The following is a 20,451-nucleotide window of genomic DNA, read 5'->3' on the forward strand; positions in this document are numbered from 1 at the left end:
CACTTTGTTCACAGAGTCCACTATGGCTGTCACCGTCGAAACCCTCGAAAAGCTCGAACGCCGCATCACGCTCACGCTGGCGGCCGCTGACATCAACAGCGAAGTCGAGACCCGCCTGAAGAAGCTGGCCCGCACGGTCAAGGCTGACGGCTTCCGCCCCGGCAAGGTGCCGATGAGCGTGGTCGCCCAGCGTTATGGCTATTCCGTCCAGTACGAAGTCATGAACGACAAGCTGGGTCAGGCCTTCAACGCCGCCGCCAACGAAGCGCAGCTGCGCGTCGCCGGCATGCCCAACATCGCCCAGAAGGATGGCGCTCCCGAAGGCCAGATGGCTTTCGATGCCACCTTCGAGGTGTATCCGGAAGTCAAGATCGGCGACCTGGCCGCTTCGGAAGTGGAGCGCGTCTCCAGCGAAGTGACCGAGGAAGCCATCGACAAGACCGTCGAGATCCTGCGCAAGCAGCGCCGCACCTTCGCCCAGCGTCCGGCTGCCGAGGCCGCCGCTGACGGCGATCGCGTCACCATCGACTTCGAAGGCAAGATCGACGGCGAAACCTTCGCCGGCGGCAAGGCCGAAGGCTTCCAGTTCCTGCTGGGTGAAGGCCAGATGCTCGAAGCCTTCGAGAAGGCCGTGCGCGGCATGAAGGCTGGCGAGTCCAAGACCTTCCCGCTCGCCTTCCCCGAGGACTACCACGGCAAGGACGTGGCCGGCAAGGAAGCCGACTTCCTGGTGACGGTCAAGAAGATCGAGGCCCAGCACCTGCCTGAGGTGAACGAGGCCTTCGCCAAGTCCCTGGGCATCAAGGACGCCAGCGTCGAAGCCCTGCGCGCCGACATCAAGAAGAACCTCGAGCGCGAAGTGAAGTTCCGCGTGCTGGCCCGCAACAAGGCTGCCGTGATGGACGCCCTGGTCGCCGCTGCCGAACTGGACGTGCCCAAGGCCCTGGTGGCTGGCGAGGCCGAGCGCCTGGTCGAAGGTGCCCGCGAGGACCTGAAGAAGCGTGGCGTGAAGGATGCCGACAAGGTCGAGATCCCCGCTGACATGTTCTCCGCCCAAGCCGAGCGCCGCGTGCGCCTGGGCCTGGTGGTGTCGGAACTGGTCCGCGCCAACAACCTGCAGGCCAAGCCCGAGCAGCTGCAAGCCCACATCGAAGAGCTGTCGCAGAGCTACGAGAAGCCGGCCGAGGTCGTGCGCTGGTACCTGAGCGACCGTCAGCGCCTGGCTGAAGTCGAAGCCGTCGTCATCGAGAACAACGTGACCGACTTCGTCCTGGCCAAGGCCAAGGTCAACGACAAGGCCCTGCCGTTCGACGAGCTGATGGCCCAGGCCTGATCGGCCGACGTCCCGGCTTGCCGGGGCTGACAGGGCGCCGTGCCGCGAGGCCGGCGCCTTTTTCATTGGTGCTCTGCAGCCCCCGGCGTTCGCCGCCGGCCATGGCTCGGGCAGGCCCGGATCTGCCCTGTTGTTCCAATGAATCCCCAGACCGGAAGGGCCGGGCTTGCCGGGACATAATCCCACCCCATATACCCTGCCATCCCCCGCTGAAAACAACCGCAAGGACCCTTCATGAGCGCGCTGGAAACGAGCAATCTGGGCATGGTGCCCATCGTCATCGAACAATCGGGCCGCGGCGAGCGTGCCTATGACATCTACAGCCGCCTGCTGCGCGAGCGCATCATCTTCCTGGTGGGCCCGGTCAACGACGCCACCGCGAACCTGGTCGTGGCCCAGCTGCTGTTCCTGGAGAGCGAGAACCCCGACAAGGAGATCTCGCTGTACATCAACAGCCCGGGCGGCAGCGTGTCGGCGGGCATGTCCATCTACGACACCATGCAGTTCATCAAGCCCGAGGTCTCGACCCTGTGCATGGGCATGGCCGCGAGCATGGGTGCCTTCCTGCTGACCGCCGGCGCCAAGGGCAAGCGCTTTGCGCTGCCCAACTCCAAGATCATGATCCACCAGCCGCTGGGTGGCGCCCAGGGCCAGGCCACGGACATCGAGATCCACGCCCGCGAGATCCTCAAGACGCGCGAGCAGCTCAACCGCATCATGGCGGAACGCACCGGCCAGCCGCTGGACAAGATCCAGAACGACACCGAGCGCGACTATTTCATGTCCGCCGCCGAGGCCCAGACCTACGGCCTGATCGACCAGGTCATCGAGAAGCGCCCCTGAGCGCGGGCCCCGGGCGGGCGGGGGCGGCGGTGACCGCCCTGGCCGGCCCGGCGCCGCCGGCCCAGCTGCCAACTGGTGCCGGATGAGGGTCCTTATCCGCCCAAGGACCCATTCTTCATTTGAACTATCATCACCCCAGGTCTCCCACCTGAACCGTAAAGCAGATCCATGGCCGAGAAAAAAGGCAACTCCAGCGAGAAAGTCCTCTACTGCTCCTTCTGCGGCAAGAGCCAGCACGAGGTCAAGAAGCTGATCGCCGGCCCGTCGGTGTTCATTTGCGATGAGTGCATCGAGCTGTGCAACGACATCATCCGTGATGAAGTGCCGGCCGAGGGCGCCCAGCCGCGCGCCAGCAAGTCCGATCTGCCCGTCCCGAGCGAAATCAAGTCCAGCCTGGACCAGTACGTCATCGGGCAGGACGTGGCCAAGCGCACGCTGTCTGTGGCCGTCTACAACCACTACAAGCGCCTGCGCCACATGGCGGACAACAAGGGCGAGGTGGAGCTCTCCAAGAGCAACATCCTGCTGATCGGCCCCACGGGCTCCGGCAAGACGCTGTTGGCCCAGACGCTGGCCCGCCTGCTGAACGTGCCCTTCGTGATCGCCGACGCCACCACGCTGACCGAAGCCGGCTATGTGGGCGAGGACGTCGAGAACATCATCCAGAAGCTGCTGCAGAACTGCAATTACGACGTCGAGCGTGCGCAGCGCGGCATCGTGTACATCGACGAGATCGACAAGATCTCCCGCAAGGCCGACAACCCCTCCATCACCCGCGACGTGTCGGGCGAGGGCGTCCAGCAGGCCTTGCTGAAGCTGGTCGAGGGCACGATGGCCTCGGTGCCGCCGCAGGGCGGTCGCAAGCACCCGAACCAGGACTTCCTGCAGATCGACACGACCAACATCCTGTTCATCTGCGGCGGCGCCTTCGACGGCCTCGAGAAGGTCATCCAGAACCGCTCCGAGAAATCGGGCATCGGCTTCGGGGCCTCGGTGAAGAGCAAGTCCGAGCGCAAGGTCTCCGAGCTCTTCCGCGAGGTCGAGCCCGAGGATCTGATCAAGTTCGGCCTCATCCCCGAGCTGGTCGGCCGCCTGCCGGTGGTCGCCACGCTGGGCGAGCTGACCGAGGACGCGCTCATCCAGATCCTCACCGAGCCCAAGAACGCTCTGGTCAAGCAGTATCAGCAGCTGTTCGCCATGGATGGCGTCGAGCTGGAGATCCGTTCGTCGGCCCTCGGTGCCATCGCCCGCAAGGCGCTGGCCCGCAAGACCGGCGCACGGGGTCTGCGCTCCATCATGGAGCACTCGCTGATCGACACCATGTTCGAACTGCCGGCCCTCGATGGCGTGGCCAAGGTCGTGCTGGACGAACACAACATCGAAGAGGACGCCAAGCCGCTGCTCGTCTATCGCGAGCAGGCCAAGGCCAGCGCCTGACCGGTCCCGGCCCGCACGGCAGCCTGTTGTCGGGCTGTCCGTGCGAAAGCGCACAGTCACAACCGGCCTGAGGGCAAGCGAGGGGCGAGATCCCCGCCTTGCAATCAGGTCCTCGGGCCCCAGATGGGCTTGAGAAAGAGAGGTTTCTATGTCCGGTCATCCCATCCTGCCCGCTGAACCCATCACGCTGCCGCTGCTGCCGCTGCGCGATGTGGTGGTGTTCCCGCACATGGTGATTCCGCTGTTCGTCGGGCGCCCCAAGTCCATCAAGGCCCTTGAGGCCGCCATGGACGCCGGCCGCCAGATCATGCTCGTGGCCCAGAAGGCCGCCGGCAAGGACGAGCCCAAGGCCGACGACATGTTCGAGGTCGGCTGCGTCTCCAGCATCCTGCAGATGCTCAAGCTGCCGGATGGCACCGTGAAGGTGCTGGTCGAGGGCATCCAGCGCGCCACCACGAGCACCATCACCGAGACCGAAGAGCACTTCGTGGCCGAGGTGACGCCCATCCCGCCGGAGGCCGCCCAGGCGCCGGAGGTCGAAGCCCTGCGCCGCGCCGTGACGCAGCAGTTCGACCAGTACGTCAAGCTCAACAAGAAGATCCCTCCGGAGATCCTCACGTCCATCGCCGGCATCGATGACGCCGGCCGCCTGGCCGACACCATCGCCGCCCACCTCCCGCTGAAGCTCGACGCCAAGCAGTCGGTGCTGGACCTGGCCGACGTCGCCAAGCGTCTGGAGAAGCTGCTGGACCTGCTGGAGCACGAGGTCGACATCCTGCAGGTGGAAAAGCGCATCCGTGGCCGCGTCAAGCGCCAGATGGAGAAGAGCCAGCGCGAGTACTACCTCAACGAGCAGGTCAAGGCCATCCAGAAGGAGCTGGGCGACGGCGAGGAAGGCGCGGACATGGAGGAGCTCGAGAAGCGCATCCAGGCTGCCCGCATGCCCAAGGAAGCCCGCAAGAAGGCCGAGGGCGAGCTGAAGAAGCTCAAGCTGATGTCGCCCATGTCGGCCGAGGCCACCGTGGTGCGCAATTACATCGACACCCTGGTCAACCTGCCCTGGAGCAAGAAGACGAAGATCAAGCACGACCTGGCCTTTGCCGAGTCGGTGCTGAACGAGGACCACTACGGCCTCGACAAGGTCAAGGAACGCATCCTCGAGTACCTCGCGGTGCAGCAGCGTGTGGACAAGGTCAAGGCGCCCATCCTGTGCCTGGTCGGCCCTCCTGGCGTGGGCAAGACCTCGCTGGGTCAGTCCGTGGCCCGCGCCACCGGCCGCAAGTTTGTGCGCATGGCCCTGGGCGGCGTGCGTGACGAGGCCGAGATCCGCGGCCACCGCCGCACCTACATCGGCTCCATGCCGGGCAAGGTGCTGCAGTCGCTCTCCAAGGTGGGCACGCGCAATCCGCTGTTCCTGCTGGACGAGATCGACAAGCTGGGCATGGACTTCCGCGGCGATCCGTCCTCGGCGCTGCTGGAGGTGCTCGACCCCGAGCAGAACCACACCTTCGCCGACCACTACATCGAGGTGGACTTCGATCTGTCCGACGTCATGTTCGTGGCCACGTCGAACTCGCTGAACATCCCGCCGGCCCTGCTGGACCGCATGGAGGTGATCCGCCTGTCCGGCTACACGGAAGACGAGAAGGTCAGCATCGCCGAGCGCTACCTGCTGCCCAAGCAGCGTGGCAACAACGGCGTGAAGGACGAGGAGCTGGAAGTCACCGAATCCGCCATCCGTGGCGTGATCCGCTACTACACCCGCGAAGCCGGCGTGCGCTCGCTCGAGCGCGAGGTCTCCAAGATCTGCCGCAAGGTGGTGAAGGGTCACCAGCTGAAGAGTTATGAAGGCAAGGTCGTCGTCACCGAGGACAACCTCCACGACTTCCTCGGCGTGCGCAAGTACGACTTCGGCCGTGCCGAGAAGACCAACCAGGTGGGCCAGGTGGTCGGTCTGGCCTGGACGGAAGTGGGCGGCGACCTGCTCACCATCGAGGCGACCGCAATGCCGGGCAAGGGCAACATCATCCGCACCGGCTCGCTGGGCGACGTGATGAAGGAGTCCGTCGAGGCGGCCCGCACCGTGGTGCGCTCGCGCGCCAGCCGCCTGGGCATCAAGGACGAGCTCTTCGAGAAGCGCGATGTCCACGTGCACGTGCCGGACGGCGCCACGCCCAAGGACGGCCCGAGCGCGGGCATCGCCATGACCACGGCCTTCGTGTCCGCACTCACGGGCATCCCGGTGCGAGCCGGCGTGGCCATGACGGGCGAGATTACGCTGCGCGGCGAGGTCACGGCGATCGGCGGCCTGAAGGAAAAGCTGCTGGCCGCGCACCGCGGTGGCATCAAGACCGTGATGATCCCGGAAGAGAACGTCAAGGACCTGCAGGACATCCCCGAGAACGTGAAGAACCAGCTCGAGATCGTGCCCGTGCGCTGGATCGAGCGCGTGCTCGAGGTGGCGCTGGAGTCTCTGCCCAAGCCGCTGCCAGAAGAGGAAGTGGTGCCGGCCAAGACCGCAGAGGAGGGCGCCAAGCCCGCCGCTGCCGCGGGCGACGCCATCAAGCATTGAGACTTTGATGAAATGCCCCGCGAACTCTTGCGCGGGGCATGAATTTCTGTCTATAATCTGAGCTTCAGCGCAAACGACGCGACACTGAAAGCAAAGCGAAAGCGGCGCACATAAGTCTTCGCAAACGTGTGTTGATCTCTAATCAGAGTCCATGCGGGAATAGCTCAGTTGGTAGAGCGCAACCTTGCCAAGGTTGAGGTCGCGAGTTCGAGCCTCGTTTCCCGCTCCAGGATTTTGAAAGCGAATTTAAAAGGGAGGCCCCGGCTTCCCTTTTTCGTCAAGGCCACCACCAAGGGCCTTGTCGTGGATTGTGATGGCGCGGTAGCAAAGCGGTTATGCCCCGGATTGCAAATCCGGTTAGTCCGGTTCGACTCCGGACCGCGCCTCCAGAGTGACATGCGGGAATAGCTCAGTTGGTAGAGCGCAACCTTGCCAAGGTTGAGGTCGCGAGTTCGAGCCTCGTTTCCCGCTCCATCATTCAGTCCGAACGCTGGCTGTCACCAAAGCAGTCGGCACCATGCGGGAATAGCTCAGTTGGTAGAGCGCAACCTTGCCAAGGTTGAGGTCGCGAGTTCGAGCCTCGTTTCCCGCTCCAGTTTTGATGCGCTGGATGAATTTCATCCGGTCCATGCGGGAATAGCTCAGTTGGTAGAGCGCAACCTTGCCAAGGTTGAGGTCGCGAGTTCGAGCCTCGTTTCCCGCTCCAGTCTTGACCCAGGGGAAGCAGCGATGCTTCCCCTTTGTCGTTTCAGCGCCGGCTTGCTCGGTTCGAGCCTCCGTGCCCGCCGAGCCGGGACGCACTGATAATGCGCACCGTCAGCGACCGCCGCCCGGGTGGTGAAATTGGTAGACGCAGCGGACTTAAAATCCGCGGCCCTGAACGGGGCGTACGGGTTCGATTCCCGTCCCGGGCACCAGCGCCTTGCTCAGCATCCAGCCGACCTTGCGTCGGCTTTGTCATGTCTGGAGGGCTGGTTCAGATGTCGATCTGCCTCGCCACCTGCGGTGCCTGCAGCGCCAGCGTGGCCAGACGCGCCAGCGGGGCGGGGTCACCGGTGCTTTCCAGCCGCACGCTGGGTGAGGTGGCCGGCAGGTCCAGTGCCGCCCATCGCTTGTGGGCCTGTCGGGCGACCGCGCCTTCGGTGTTGAGCACCGTGATGTCCGGCCCCAGCAGCGCCTCGATCCGGTCCTGGATGAAGGGGTAGTGCGTGCATCCGAGCAGCACCGTGTCGGCGCCACTGGCCTTCACGGCGTCGGTGTAGGTCTTCAGCAGTTCCTGCAGATGCGCGTCGCTGAGGTCGCCCGTCTCGATGCGATCCACCAGCCCCGGGCAGGCCTGGCTGTGCACGTGGACATCGCCGGCATGCGTCGCGATGAGCTGCCGGTAGCGCTCGCTGTTCACGGTGGCCTGCGTGGCCATCACGGCAATGCGGCCGTTGCGGGTGGCCTGCACGGCCGGCTTGATGCCGGGCTCGATGCCGACGATGGGCAGGGCGGGCCACCGGGCGCGCAGGGCGGCCACGGCGTGGGCGGTGGCCGTGTTGCAGGCGACGACGATCAGCGCCGCGCCGTGTGCGATCAGGTGTTCGCCGATGGCCAGGCAGCGCGCCAGGATGGCCTCGGTGCTCTTCGGGCCGTAGGGCGCATGCCCCGAGTCCGCCACGTAATGCAGCGGCGCCTCCGGCATGGCGGCGCGCAGCGCTCGCAAGACGGTGAGCCCGCCTACGCCGGAATCGAAGACGCCGATGCACGGCGGCATGCCAGCCTCGCTGGCGAGGATGTCTGGGGCAGGGGAGGTGGCGGCCATCATCAGGGAGCGGAGTCTAAATGCTGCTTGCCAAGGCCCGGATCTTCATGTCTAAAATAGAACGATCGTTCGTTTTATTTTTCACCTTGATGGACGTGCGACGTGCAGGGCTTCGCGGATGGGCGTCAGACCCCCGTAGAATCCTGATTAACGTTTACGTCAATTCGCCTGGAGTGCTTCGATGAAGGTATTGGTTCCCGTCAAACGAGTCGTCGACTACAACGTCAAGGTGCGCGTCAAGAGTGACGGCACGGGCGTGGACATCGCCAATGTGAAGATGTCCATGAACCCCTTTGACGAGATCGCCGTCGAAGAGGCTGTGCGCCTGAAGGAAAAGGGCGTCGTCACCGAGGTGATCGCCGTGTCCTGCGGCGTGACCCAGTGCCAGGAGACCCTGCGCACCGCCATGGCCATCGGCGCCGATCGCGCCATCCTAGTCGAGACCGACGCCGAGCTGCAGCCCCTGGCCGTGGCCAAGATCCTGAAGGCCCTGGTCGACAAGGAGCAGCCCCAGCTGGTGATCCTCGGCAAGCAGGCCATCGATGATGATTGCAACCAGACCGGCCAGATGCTGGCCGCGCTGACCGGCCTGCCGCAGGGCACCTTCGCCTCCAAGGTTGAAGTGGCCGACGGCAAGGTGGCCGTGACCCGCGAAGTGGACGGCGGCCTCGAGACCGTGTCCCTGAGCCTGCCGGCCGTGGTCACCACCGACCTGCGCCTGAACGAGCCGCGCTACGTCACGCTGCCCAACATCATGAAGGCCAAGAAGAAGCAGCTCGACGTCGTCAAGCCGGCGGATCTGGGCGTGGACGTCGCTCCCCGCATCAAGACCCTGAAGGTCGAGGAGCCGCCCAAGCGCAGCGCCGGCATCAAGGTGCCGGATGTGGCCACGCTGGTGTCCAAGCTCAAGAACGAAGCAAAAGTGATCTGACCCCCTACGCGCTTCGCGCGCCCCCTGCCAGGGGGCGGGCATGGCGGCCCGGCAAAGCCGGATCCGCATGCCCCATTCGGGACATCAAAACAGATTGAGTGGTGCGGCGACTGTTGGCGCCGCACTGATGGAGATAGAAGACATGACCGCACTCGTCATTGCCGAACACGACAATGCGTCCATCAAGGGCGCCACGCTGAACACCGTCACGGCCGCTGTGGCCGCTGGTGGGGACGTCCATGTGCTGGTGGCCGGCCACAATGCCGCCGCCGCTGCCGCCGCGGCCGCCCAGATCGCGGGCGTGAGCAAGGTGCTGCACGCCGACAGCGCCGCCCTGGCCGATGGCCTGGCCGAGAACCTGGCTGCCCAGGTGCTGGCCGTGGCCTCCGGCTACAGCCACCTGCTGTTCCCCGCCACCGCCTCGGGCAAGAACGTCGCCCCGCGCGTCGCCGCCCTGCTGGACGTGGCCCAGCTGAGCGACGTCACCAAGGTCCTCAGCGCCGACACCTTCGAGCGTCCGATCTACGCCGGCAACGCCATCGCCACCGTGCAGTCGGCCGATGCCGTCAAGGTGATCACCGTCCGCACGACCGGCTTTGATGCCGCCGCCGCGACCGGTGGCAGCGCCGCCGTCGAGACCGTGGCTGCCGCCGCCGACAGCGGCAAGAGCAGCTTCGTGGGTCGTGAGGTCACCAAGAGCGACCGCCCCGAGCTGACCGCCGCCAAGATCATCGTCTCCGGTGGCCGTGCCCTGGGCTCCAGCGACAAGTTCAATGAAGTCCTGATCCCGCTGGCCGACAAGCTGGGCGCCGCCCTGGGTGCCTCGCGCGCCGCCGTGGACGCCGGCTATGCCCCCAACGACTGGCAGGTCGGCCAGACCGGCAAGATCGTCGCGCCGCAGCTGTACATCGCCTGCGGCATCAGCGGCGCCATCCAGCATCTGGCCGGCATGAAGGACTCCAAGGTGATCGTCGCCATCAACAAGGACCCGGAAGCCCCGATCTTCTCGGTGGCCGACTACGGCCTGGAAGCCGACCTGTTCACGGCCGTGCCGGAGCTGGTCAACAGCCTCTGAGCCGCACCCACACGCCCACAGCCTCTCAAGGAAGCGCAGGGCCGCCCCCAGCTTCCTTGCCCCCTCGGGGGGAGCCTGGCACCAGGTGACAGGTCTGGGGGCTGACATCAGCAGGGCGCCGGAACTCACGGTTGCGGCGCCCTTCGTCCATCTGGAGACAAGACGATGACTTACCGCGCCCCCGTCAAGGACATGATCTTCACCATGCAGGAGCTCGCCGGCCTGCAGCAGCTGACCGAGTCGATCCCTGAGTTCGCCGACTACGGCGTCGAGACCGCCCAGGCCGTGCTGGAAGAGTGCGCCAAGCTCAACGAGGATGTGATCGCCCCGCTGAACTTCGAAGGCGACAAGAACCCCAGCTACTGGAAGGACGGCCAGGTCTTCACGACCCCGGGCTTCAAGGAGGCCTTCAAGCAGTTCGCCGCGGGCGGCTGGCAGGGTCTGCAGCACCCGACGGACTTCGGTGGCCAGGGCCTGCCCAAGACCATCGGCGCCGCCTGCGGCGAGATGATCAACAGCGCCAACATGAGCTTCGCGCTGTGCCCGCTGCTGACCGACGGCGCCATCGAGGCGCTGCTGACGGCCGGCAGCGACGAGCAGAAGGCCGTCTACCTGCCCAAGCTGATCGACGGCAGCTGGACCGGCACCATGAACCTGACCGAGCCGCAGGCCGGTTCGGACCTGGCCCTGGTGCGCACCCGCGCCGAGCCGCAGCCGGACGGCACCTACAAGATCTTCGGCACCAAGATCTTCATCACCTACGGTGAGCACGACATGGCCGAGAACATCGTCCACCTGGTGCTGGCCCGCGTGGCCGGGGCGCCGGAGGGCGTGAAGGGCATCAGCCTGTTCCTCGTGCCGAAGTTCCTGGTCAACGCCGACGGCTCGCTGGGCGCCCGCAACGACGCGCACTGCGTGTCCATCGAGCACAAGATGGGCATCAAGGCCAGCCCGACCGCCGTGCTGCAGTTCGGCGATCACGGCGGTGCCATCGGCACGCTGATCGGCCAGGAGAACCGCGGCCTCGAGTACATGTTCATCATGATGAACGCCGCCCGCTTCGGCGTGGGCGTGCAGGGCATCGCCATTGCCGACCGCGCCTACCAGAAGGCCGTGCAGTACGCGCGTGACCGCGTGCAGTCGCGCCCGGTGGATGGCTCGGTGGCCGGCAGCGCCGCCATCATCCACCACCCGGATGTGCGCCGCATGCTGATGACCATGCGCTCGCTGACCGAAGGCTGCCGTGCCATGTCCCTGGTGGCGGCCGCCGCGTACGACGCCGCGCACCATCATCCGGATGCCGACACCCGCAAGCAGAACCAGACCTTCTACGAGTTCATGGTGCCCCTGGTGAAGGGCTACAGCACCGAGATGAGCCTGGAAGTGACCTCGCTGGGCGTGCAGGTGCATGGCGGCATGGGCTTCATCGAGGAGACCGGCGCGGCCCAGTACTACCGTGACGCCAAGATCCTGACCATCTACGAAGGCACGACCGCCATCCAGGCGAACGACCTCGTGGGCCGCAAGACCCTGCGTGACGGTGCCCAGATGGCCAAGGCCGTCGCGGCCCAGATCGAAGGCACGGAAGCCCTGCTCGCCAAGCGCGACAGCGCGGCCGCCCGGGCCATGCTCAAGCAGCTGGCCTCGGCCCGCAAGGCCTTCATCGAGTCGGCCGAGTTCATCGCCGGCAGCGGCAAGGGCAATCCGAACGCGGCCTTCGCCGGGTCCGTGCCCTACCTGATGCTGGCGGGCAACCTGGTCGCCGGCTGGCAGCTGGCCCGCGCGCTGATCGTGGCCGAGGACAAGCTCGCCGCCGGCGAGGATGTGGCCTTCATGCAGGCCAAGATCGCCACGGCGCGCTTCTACGCCGAGCACATCCTGCCGCGCGCACTGGCGCAGCGCGATGCCATCGTCGAGGGCGCCGAGAGCGTCACGGCGCTGGCCCTGGAAGCCTTCTGATCGAGGTTTCGCCCCCCGGGCAAGACCTGACCCCGCTTTGCCGGTGCCAGGTCTTGCCGGTTCATCTTCCCTCTCGTTGATCCGTCTTTCCGGAAGGACTTGGAATGACCGTGCCCGCCTTGTTGAAGCGCCTGCGCCTGCCCGTCATCGGCTCGCCGCTGTTCATCATCAGCAACCCCAAGCTCGTGATCGCCCAGTGCACCGCGGGCATCGTGGGCTCCATGCCTTCGCTGAACGCCCGCCCGGCCGCGCAGCTGGACGACTGGCTCGCCGAGATCACCGAGGCCCTGGCCGAGCATGACCGCGCGCATCCGGACCGCCCGGCCGCGCCCTTCGCGATCAACCAGATCGTGCACAAGAGCAATGACCGCCTCGAGCAGGACATGGCCGTGTGCGAGAAGTACAAGGTGCCGCTGGTCATCACGTCCCTGGGCGCCCGCGAGGACGTCAACCAGGCCGTGCATGCCTGGGGCGGCCTGGTGATGCACGACATCATCAACAACAAGTTCGCCCACAAGGCCATTGAGAAGGGCGCCGACGGCCTCATCGCTGTGGCTGCGGGCGCGGGTGGCCATGCCGGCACCAAGAGCCCGTTTGCCCTGATCCAGGAGATCCGCGAGTGGTTCGACGGCCCGCTGGCGCTGTCGGGCTCGATGGCCACGGGTGACGCCGTGCTCGCGGCGCAGGCCATGGGCGCGGACTTCGCCTACATGGGCTCGGCCTTCATCGCGACCGAAGAGGCCCGCGCCGCCGAGGCCTACAAGCAGATGATCGTGGCCAGCAACAGCGACGACATCGTCTACAGCAACCTCTTCACCGGCGTGCATGGCAACTACCTGAAGGGCTCCATCGTCGCGGCGGGCATGGATCCGGAGAACCTGCCGGAGTCCGATCCGAGCGCGATGAACTTCGGGGGCGACTCCAAGAAGGCCTGGAAGGACATCTGGGGCTGCGGGCAGGGCATCGGCGCCATCCGCGAGGTGGTGCCGGCCGCGCAGCTGGTGGATCGCCTGGAGCGCGAGTACCGCGCCGCACGCGCCCGCCTGGCGCTGGGCTGATCAGCCTTCGGGCGGCTGGGGCTCCAGCGAGCAGTCGCAGCCCTGGCCCGCGCCGATCCAGCGGCGCACCAGCCAGCCCCGCAGGCCGCGGGGCTTCGCCCCCAGGGCACCACACACATAGCGTCCACCTTCCCAGCGCAGGGCTACGCAGGCCCCACGCAGACGCCGGCTCAGCAGCATGCCCAGCGGGCAGGGCTCGGCGAGGCAGCAGACGCCGCAGCCATTGCAGGATTCGCCGACTGCCGGCTTGGGCGGTGCGTCGGGGTGGATCTCGATGATGCGAGGGTGGGGCATGCGCCGCACTGTAGCGCTGCGAGCGCCGGCCAGTGCCCATGAGAAAGGCCGCCCCAGGGCGGCCTTGTTCATTGACGGGCACGGGGGTCAGGTCTTGACACCCAGCTCCCGCAGCCGCTCCTCCAGATAGGCGTGCGCCGTGTATCGATCGCTCAGCACCACCTCGTTGCGCGGATGCAGGAAGAGGGGCAGGGAGATGCGGCTCTTCTTCGCGCCTTCGCCGGTGGGGTTCACCACGCGGTGGATGGTCGAGGGGTAGTAGCCCTGCGAGGCTTCCTGCAGCATGTCGCCGATGTTGATGATGAGCATGCCGAAATCGCAGGGCACGTCCACCCAGCTGCCGTCCTTGGCCTGGACCTGCAGGCCCGGTTCGTTGGCGGCGGGCAGGATGGTCAGCAGGTTGATGTCGCCATGCGGGGCCGCGCGCAGGGAGCCTGCGGGCTCCTGGCCCGTCAGCGGCGGGTAGCGCAGCACGCGCAGCAGCGTCTGGCTGCTGTCCTTGATCATGTGGGACAGCGGCTCGCGGTAGTTCTTCGCGATGTCCGCGGGGGTGTGCTTCTCGACCCACGACAGCAGCTCCGCCGCCAGGCCGTTGGCCAGGCCGTAGTACTGCATCGCATCGTCCTTGAGGCTCGGCGGGATGCGGCCCCAGGGGTAGATGTGGAAGTACTCCTTGATGTCCTTCTGGGTGAAGCCCTTGGCCGTCTCGGAGATCTCGGTGGAGAACCAGCCGTCCTGGGTCTCCTTGGAGAAGGCGTAACCCGTCTTCTCGTCCCCGTTGAAGAAGCCCAGCCAGTCGCCGTAGATCTTCTCGACCAGCGGCTGGGGGATCGGGTGGTTCACCAGGACGCCGAAGCCGGTTTCATGGAGGGAACGGGTGAAGCGCTCGGCGGCATCCGGGGCGCGGTAGTCAACGACGCTGACTTGCATGGGGGAGGTCCTTTTCTCTTCCCGTCGCCCGGCCATTCAATCGCGGGGCCGTGGCGCGCGCGGGAAGTCTAGGCGATGCCCTCTGAATTCGCAAACGTTTGGCCCGATGTGCTCCGGCGAGGTCCCGCTCAAATGGGCAAGAGCTGACCCCCGGCGGGGCGTGCAAAAGCCTCAGGACTGCACACAAGTTGCCGAAGATCAATGCGACAGGCGCATTGGTGGCAGATGGCAAGGGTGTTACAGTCCGGTTCCCTGTGATGAGGATTTTTGCCAATTGCCCGGTGGGCCGAGGCGGATCCTCAGGTCCTTCCCGTCCCCTTTTCTGGCAACAGCAAAGGCGGGTCGCAATCCGCCAACCGGTCAAGCCGTGTCGCGGAAGGTTGTCCAACCAGCCAACAGCTTCGGAAACCGAGGCGAGAGGTGAGCGAAATGATGCAGCAATACAGGTCGAATTCGTACCTGTTCGGGGGCAATGCGCCCTATGTCGAAGAGATGTACGAGGCTTACCTCGACAACCCGGGTTCCGTGCCGGACAACTGGCGCGCCTACTTCGACGCCCTCCAGCACGTCCCTGCCGTGGACGGCACCGACTCTCGCGATGTGGCCCATGCGCCCGTGATCGAGTCCTTCGCCCAACGCGCCAAGGCCAACGCCTTCGGCAACAAGGCCTCCAGCGCCGATCTGGCCGTGGCCCGCAAGCAGGTGCACGTCCAGTCCCTGATTGCCGCCTACCGCTTCCTCGGCAACCGCTGGGCCGAGCTCGACCCGCTCAAGCGTGGTGAGCGTCCCAAGATTCCCGAACTCGATCCGGCCTTCTACGACCTGAGCGAGTCCGACATGGACATCGCCTTCTCCGCCGCCAACACCTACTTCGGTGGCGAGACCATGAGCCTGCGCCAGATCGTGCAGGCCCTGCGCGAGACCTACTGCGGCACCATCGGCGCCGAGTTCATGCATGGCTCCGACCCGGCCGAGAAGCGCTGGTGGCAGGAACGCCTCGAGAAGCAGCGCGGCAAGCCGAGCTTCGCGGCGCAAGACAAGAAGCGCATCCTCGACCGCCTGACCGCGGCCGAAGGCCTCGAACGCTATCTGCACACCAAGTACGTCGGCCAGAAGCGTTTCTCGCTGGAAGGCGGCGAGAGCTTCATCGCGGCGATGGACGAGCTGATCCAGCGCGCCGGCGAGAACGGCGTGCAGGAAATCGTGATCGGCATGGCCCACCGCGGCCGCCTGAACGTGCTGGTGAACACTCTGGGCAAGATGCCCAAGGACCTGTTCGCCGAGTTCGAGCACAAGGGTGCCCACGACCTGCCGGCCGGTGACGTGAAGTACCACCAGGGCTTCTCGAGCGATGTGTCCACGCAGGGCGGCCCCGTCCACCTGAGCCTGGCCTTCAACCCCTCGCACCTGGAAATCGTGAACCCGGTGGTGGAGGGCAGCGTGCGCGCCCGCCAGGACCGCCGCGGCGACACCGCCGGCAGCCAGGTGCTGCCGGTGCTGGTACACGGTGATGCGGCCTTCGGCGGCCAGGGCGTCGTGCAGGAAACCCTGTGCATGGCCCAGACCCGCGGCTACCGCACGGGCGGCACGGTGCACATCGTCATCAACAACCAGATCGGCTTCACCACCAGCGATCCGCGCGACCTGCGCTCCACGCAGTACTGCTCCGACGTCGTCAAGATGATCGAGGCCCCGGTGCTGCACGTGAACGGTGATGACCCGGAAGCCGTCGTGTGGGCCGCGCAGCTGGCGATGGACTACCGCACCGCGTTCAAGAAGGACGTGGTCATCGACATCGTCTGCTTCCGCAAGCTGGGCCACAACGAGCAGGACACCCCGGCCCTGACGCAGCCGCTGATGTACAAGAAGGTGGCCGCCCACCCCGGCACCCGCAAGCTGTACGCCGACAAGCTGGTCGCCCAGACCGCCCTGGCTGCGGACGAGCCCGACAACATGGTCAAGGCCTACCGCGCCGCCATGGACGAAGGCCGTCACACCGTGGACCCGGTGCTGACCAACTACAAGGGCAAGTACGCCACGGACTGGACGCCCTTCCTGGGCAAGAAGTGGACGGACAACTGCGACACCGCCATCCCCGTCTCCGAATGGAAGCGGCTGGCCGAGCGCATCACCACGCTGCCCAAGGACTTCGTCCCGCACAACCTGGTGCAGAAGCTGATCGCCGACCGCGCCGCCATGGGCCGTGGCGAGATCAACGTCGACTGGGGCATGGGCGAGCACATGGCCTTCGCCTCGCTGGTCGCCTCGGGCTACCCCGTGCGTCTGTCGGGTGAGGACTGCGGCCGTGGCACCTTCACGCACCGCCATGCCGTGATCCATGACCAGAACCGCAGCAACTGGGACGAAGGCTCCTTCATCCCGCTGCAGAACGTGGCCGAGAACCAGGCGCCGTTCGTGGTCATCGACTCCATCCTGTCGGAAGAGGCCGTGCTGGGCTTCGAGTACGGCTATGCCGCCGCCGAGCCCAACACGCTGACCATCTGGGAAGCCCAGTTCGGCGACTTCGTCAACGGTGCGCAGGTCGTGATCGACCAGTTCATCGCCTCCGGCGAAGTGAAGTGGGGCCGTGCCAACGGCCTGACCATGATGCTGCCGCACGGCTACGAAGGCCAGGGCCCCGAGCACAGCTCGGCCCGCCTGGAGCGCTTCATGCAGCTGGCCGCGGACAACAACATGCAGATCGTGCAGCCCACCACGGCCTCGCAGATCTTCCACGTGCTGCGTCGCCAGATGCTGCGCATGTTCCGCAAGCCGCTGGTCATCATGACCCCCAAGAGCCTGCTGCGTGCCAAGGACGCCACCTCGCCGCTGTCCGAGTTCACCAAGGGTGAGTTCCAGACCGTGATCGGCGAGCTGGACGCCAGCATCGACGCCGCCAAGGTCAAGCGCGTGATCGCCTGCTCGGGCAAGGTCTACTACGACCTGGTCAAGAAGCGCGAGGAGAAGAAGGCGACCGACGTGGCCATCATCCGCGTCGAGCAGCTCTATCCCTTCCCGCACAAGGCCTTTGCTGCCGAGATCAAGAAGTACCCGAACCTCGCGGACATCGTGTGGTGCCAGGACGAGCCGCAGAACCAGGGCGCCTGGTTCTTCGTGCAGCACTACATCCACGAGAACATGCAGGACGGCCAGAAGCTGGGCTTCGCCGGTCGTCCGGCCTCGGCCTCGCCGGCTTGCGGCTATGCGCACCTGCACCAGGAGCAGCAAAAGGCGCTGCTGGATCAGGCCTTCGCCAAGCTCAAGGGCTTCGTTCTCACCAAATAAGTCAAGCGGCACTCGGTGCCGCTCCTGACCCCGGCGGTTCGGGCGTCCTCCTCGTGACGTCAGACCGCCGGCAGTGAGCGGCCAGCCCAGCAGCAAGCAGAAAGAATCATCATGGCAATCGTTGAAGTCAAGGTTCCCCAACTGTCCGAATCGGTGTCCGAAGGCACCCTGATCTCCTGGAAGAAGAAGCCCGGCGAAGCCGTCGCGGTGGACGAGATCCTGATCGAGATCGAGACCGACAAGGTCGTCCTGGAAGTGCCCGCGCCGAGCGCCGGCGTGATGGCGCAGATCATCAAGAACGACGGCGAAAGCGTGGCCAGCGAAGAGGTCATCGCCCGCATCGACACCGACGGCAAGGCCCAGGCCAGCCCGCTGCAGGTGCAGCCGGTGGTCGCCGCTGCCCCGGCTGCGGCGCCGGCAGCTGCCGCCACTGCCAGCAAGGGTGACGTGGCCATGCCCGCCGCCGCCAAGATCCTGGCCGAGAAGGGCCTGCAGGCCACCGACGTCGCCGGCTCCGGCAAGGACGGCCGCGTGACCAAGGGCGACGCCCTGGCCGCCGGCGCCAAGCCCGCCGCCGTGGCCGGGCCCGTCGCCGCGCCCGTAGCCGCCGCCAAGCCGCTGCCCGCCGTGGCCGCACCGGTGGCTCAGAGCCTGGGTGACCGCCCCGAGCAGCGCGTGCCGATGAGCCGCCTGCGCGCCCGCGTCGCCGAGCGTCTGATCCAGTCGCAGTCGACCAACGCCATCCTGACCACGTTCAACGAAGTGAACATGGCCCCGCTGATGGAGATGCGCAAGAAGTTCCAGGAGAAGTTCGAGAAGGAACACGGCGTCAAGCTGGGCTTCATGAGCTTCTTCGTGAAGGCCGCTGTCGCCGCGCTGAAGAAGTTCCCGGTGCTGAACGCCTCGGTCGACGGCAATGACATCGTCTACCACGGCTACTTCGACATCGGCATCGCCGTGGGCTCGCCCCGCGGCCTGGTCGTGCCCATCATCCGCAATGCCGACCAGCTGAGCTTCGCCGACATCGAGAAGAAGATCGCCGAGTTCGGCCAGAAGGCCAAGGAAGGCAAGATCTCGATCGACGACCTGACCGGCGGCACCTTCTCCATCTCCAATGGCGGCACCTTCGGCTCCATGCTGTCGACCCCCATCATCAACCCGCCGCAATCGGCCATCCTGGGCGTGCATGCCACCAAGGACCGCGCCGTGGTCGAGAACGGCCAGGTCGTGGTGCGCCCGATCAACTACCTCGCGATGTCCTACGACCACCGCATCATCGACGGCCGCGAAGCCGTGCTGGGTCTGGTGACGATGAAGGAAGCGCTGGAAGACCCGGCCCGTCTGCTGTTTGATATCTAAACGGTGACTGCGCGGCCTCAGGGCAGCGCGGCAGGTCCATCCCCGGATCCTGGCGCGAGCCTGAGGCCGTTTGCCATGCCCCGAGCCCTCGGGGCCTGCTGCGACAAGGAATCAAGACATGAGCACCAAGAACTTTGACGTCGTCGTGATCGGCGGCGGCCCCGGCGGCTACATCGCTGCCATCCGCGCCGCCCAGCTGGGCTTCAACGCGGCCTGCATCGACGAGTGGAAGAACGAGAAGGGCGGCCCCGCACCGGGCGGCACCTGCACCAACGTCGGCTGCATCCCCTCCAAGGCCCTGCTGCAGTCCTCGGAGCACTTCGAGCACGCCAACCACCACTTCGCCGACCACGGCATCACGGCGGACAACGTCCAGATCGACGTCGCCAAGATGATCGGCCGCAAGGCCACCGTCGTGAAGCAGAACAACGACGGCATCCTCTACCTGTTCAAGAAGAACAAGGTCAGCTTCTTCCACGGCCGCGGCTCCTTCGTGGCTGCCAAGGACGGCGGCTACGAGATCAAGGTGGCCGGCGCCGCCGAAGAGACGCTGACCGCCAAGCACGTCATCATCGCCACGGGCTCCAACGCCCGCCAGCTGCCCGGTGCCGAGTTCGACGAGGAGCTGATCCTCTCCAACGACGGCGCGCTGCGCATCCCCGCCACGCCGAAGAAGCTGGGCGTGATCGGCTCCGGCGTGATCGGCCTGGAGATGGGTTCCGTGTGGCGCCGTCTGGGCGCGGAAGTGACCATCCTCGAAGCCATGCCGGCCTTCCTGGGGGCCGCTGACGAGTCCGTGGCCAAGGAAGCCGCCAAGGTCTTCAAGAAGCAGGGCCTGGACATCCAGCTCGGCGTGAAGATCGCCTCGGTGACCAAGGGCAACGGCAGCATCACCATCGCCTACGCCGACGCCAAGGGCGCCGAGCAGAGCCTGGTGGTGGACAAGCTGATCGTCTCGATCGGCCGCGTGCCCAACACCATCGGCCTGAACTCCGACGCCGTGGGCCTGAAGCTCGACGAGCGCGGCGCCATCGTGGTGGACGACGAGTGCAAGACCAACCTGCCCAACGTCTGGGCCGTGGGTGACGTCGTGCGCGGCCCCATGCTGGCCCACAAGGCCGAGGAAGAGGGCGTGGCCGTCGCCGAGCGCATCGCGGGCCAGCACGGCCACGTGAACTTCGGCACCATCCCCTGGGTCATCTACACCAGCCCCGAGATCGCCTGGGTCGGCAAGACCGAGCAGCAGCTCAAGGCCGAGGGCGTCGAGTACAAGGCCGGCCAGTTCCCGTTCATGGCCAACGGCCGTGCCCGCGCGCTGGGTGACACCACCGGCTTCGTGAAGATGCTGGCGGACGCCAAGACGGACGAGATCCTGGGCGTGCACATCATCGGCCCCTTCGCCTCCGAGCTGGTCTCGGAAGCCGTGGTCGCGATGGAGTTCAAGGCCTCGGCCGAGGACATCGCCCGCATCTGCCACGCGCACCCGTCCTTGAGCGAAGCCACCAAGGAAGCGGCCCTGGCCGTGGACAAGCGCACCCTGAACTTCTGATTTCGATCGGAAGTCACGG

Annotated in this window: 14 protein-coding genes and 6 tRNA genes; 17 read left to right on the forward strand and 3 right to left on the reverse strand. The window is 66.1% G+C overall.

Annotated elements, in window-relative coordinates; translation table 11 throughout:
• The first annotated feature begins 22 nt into the window (after positions 1-22).
• The 10 genes from tig to QRD43_RS09795 all read left to right on the forward strand — a co-directional run bounded on the left by tig (position 23) and on the right by QRD43_RS09795 (position 7,102).
• On the forward strand, positions 23-1,333 hold the full coding sequence (gene tig / locus QRD43_RS09750; RefSeq protein WP_285982284.1) for a trigger factor: 1,311 nt from the start codon (positions 23-25) through the stop codon (positions 1,331-1,333).
• Between the two features lie 234 nt (positions 1,334-1,567).
• Positions 1,568-2,176: an ATP-dependent Clp endopeptidase proteolytic subunit ClpP gene (gene clpP, locus QRD43_RS09755; protein ID WP_285982285.1), complete on the forward strand. Its 609-nt coding sequence runs from the start codon at positions 1,568-1,570 to the stop codon at positions 2,174-2,176.
• A 168-nt stretch (positions 2,177-2,344) separates the two neighbouring features.
• Complete coding sequence (clpX, locus tag QRD43_RS09760; RefSeq protein ID WP_183104799.1) at positions 2,345-3,613, forward strand: ATP-dependent Clp protease ATP-binding subunit ClpX; 1,269 nt, start codon at positions 2,345-2,347, stop codon at positions 3,611-3,613.
• Between the two features lie 148 nt (positions 3,614-3,761).
• Positions 3,762-6,185, forward strand: a complete 2,424-nt coding sequence (gene lon / locus QRD43_RS09765; RefSeq protein ID WP_285982286.1) for an endopeptidase La — start codon at positions 3,762-3,764, stop codon at positions 6,183-6,185.
• A 153-nt stretch (positions 6,186-6,338) separates the two neighbouring features.
• Positions 6,339-6,414, forward strand: a tRNA-Gly gene (locus tag QRD43_RS09770).
• 86 nt (positions 6,415-6,500) lie between these two features.
• Positions 6,501-6,574: transfer RNA gene (locus QRD43_RS09775), tRNA-Cys, on the forward strand.
• Positions 6,575-6,583: 9 nt separating this feature from the next.
• A tRNA-Gly gene (locus QRD43_RS09780) sits at positions 6,584-6,659 on the forward strand.
• A 45-nt stretch (positions 6,660-6,704) separates the two neighbouring features.
• Positions 6,705-6,780, forward strand: a tRNA-Gly gene (locus QRD43_RS09785).
• A 35-nt stretch (positions 6,781-6,815) separates the two neighbouring features.
• Positions 6,816-6,891: transfer RNA gene (locus QRD43_RS09790), tRNA-Gly, on the forward strand.
• A 122-nt stretch (positions 6,892-7,013) separates the two neighbouring features.
• A tRNA-Leu gene (locus QRD43_RS09795) sits at positions 7,014-7,102 on the forward strand.
• Between the two features lie 59 nt (positions 7,103-7,161).
• On the opposite strand, the gene murI is transcribed toward QRD43_RS09795, so the two are convergent.
• Positions 7,162-7,944 (reverse strand): glutamate racemase, encoded by a 783-nt coding sequence (gene murI, locus QRD43_RS09800; RefSeq protein ID WP_285982287.1) that lies wholly within the window; start codon positions 7,942-7,944, stop codon positions 7,162-7,164.
• 229 nt (positions 7,945-8,173) lie between these two features.
• On the opposite strand from murI, the gene QRD43_RS09805 reads away from it, so the two are divergent.
• The 4 genes from QRD43_RS09805 (at position 8,174) to QRD43_RS09820 (ending at position 13,015) form a co-directional block, all read left to right on the forward strand.
• A complete protein-coding gene (locus QRD43_RS09805; protein WP_285982288.1) occupies positions 8,174-8,923 on the forward strand; it encodes an electron transfer flavoprotein subunit beta/FixA family protein in 750 nt (249 codons plus the stop codon).
• A 142-nt stretch (positions 8,924-9,065) separates the two neighbouring features.
• Complete coding sequence (locus QRD43_RS09810; RefSeq protein WP_285982289.1) at positions 9,066-9,998, forward strand: electron transfer flavoprotein subunit alpha/FixB family protein; 933 nt, start codon at positions 9,066-9,068, stop codon at positions 9,996-9,998.
• 165 nt (positions 9,999-10,163) lie between these two features.
• Positions 10,164-11,957, forward strand: a complete 1,794-nt coding sequence (locus tag QRD43_RS09815; RefSeq protein WP_285982290.1) for an acyl-CoA dehydrogenase — start codon at positions 10,164-10,166, stop codon at positions 11,955-11,957.
• A 104-nt stretch (positions 11,958-12,061) separates the two neighbouring features.
• Positions 12,062-13,015 carry an NAD(P)H-dependent flavin oxidoreductase gene (locus QRD43_RS09820; RefSeq protein WP_285982291.1) on the forward strand — a complete coding sequence of 318 codons (954 nt, stop codon included), beginning with the start codon at positions 12,062-12,064 and terminating at the stop codon, positions 13,013-13,015.
• On the opposite strand, the gene QRD43_RS09825 is transcribed toward QRD43_RS09820, so the two are convergent.
• Together QRD43_RS09825 and QRD43_RS09830 are read right to left on the reverse strand one after the other, a co-directional pair.
• A complete protein-coding gene (locus QRD43_RS09825; protein WP_285982292.1) occupies positions 13,016-13,309 on the reverse strand; it encodes a hypothetical protein in 294 nt (97 codons plus the stop codon).
• An 87-nt stretch (positions 13,310-13,396) separates the two neighbouring features.
• Positions 13,397-14,239, reverse strand: coding sequence for a 2OG-Fe(II) oxygenase family protein (locus tag QRD43_RS09830; RefSeq protein WP_285982293.1), 843 nt, complete (start codon positions 14,237-14,239; stop codon positions 13,397-13,399).
• A gap of 429 nt (positions 14,240-14,668) precedes the next feature.
• Here QRD43_RS09830 and QRD43_RS09835 point away from each other — a divergent pair, with 429 nt between their 5' ends.
• From QRD43_RS09835 to lpdA, 3 genes are all read left to right on the forward strand, one after another.
• Positions 14,669-17,524 carry a 2-oxoglutarate dehydrogenase E1 component gene (locus tag QRD43_RS09835; protein ID WP_285982294.1) on the forward strand — a complete coding sequence of 952 codons (2,856 nt, stop codon included), beginning with the start codon at positions 14,669-14,671 and terminating at the stop codon, positions 17,522-17,524.
• Positions 17,525-17,635: 111 nt separating this feature from the next.
• A complete protein-coding gene (gene odhB, locus QRD43_RS09840) occupies positions 17,636-18,883 on the forward strand; it encodes a 2-oxoglutarate dehydrogenase complex dihydrolipoyllysine-residue succinyltransferase (protein WP_285982295.1) in 1,248 nt (415 codons plus the stop codon).
• A gap of 118 nt (positions 18,884-19,001) precedes the next feature.
• Positions 19,002-20,432 carry a dihydrolipoyl dehydrogenase gene (gene lpdA, locus QRD43_RS09845; RefSeq protein ID WP_285982296.1) on the forward strand — a complete coding sequence of 477 codons (1,431 nt, stop codon included), beginning with the start codon at positions 19,002-19,004 and terminating at the stop codon, positions 20,430-20,432.
• Positions 20,433-20,451: the final 19 nt, after the last annotated feature.

It is taken from the genome of Roseateles subflavus (assembly GCF_030285365.1).
Taxonomy (GTDB): domain Bacteria; phylum Pseudomonadota; class Gammaproteobacteria; order Burkholderiales; family Burkholderiaceae_C; genus Roseateles_B; species Roseateles_B subflavus.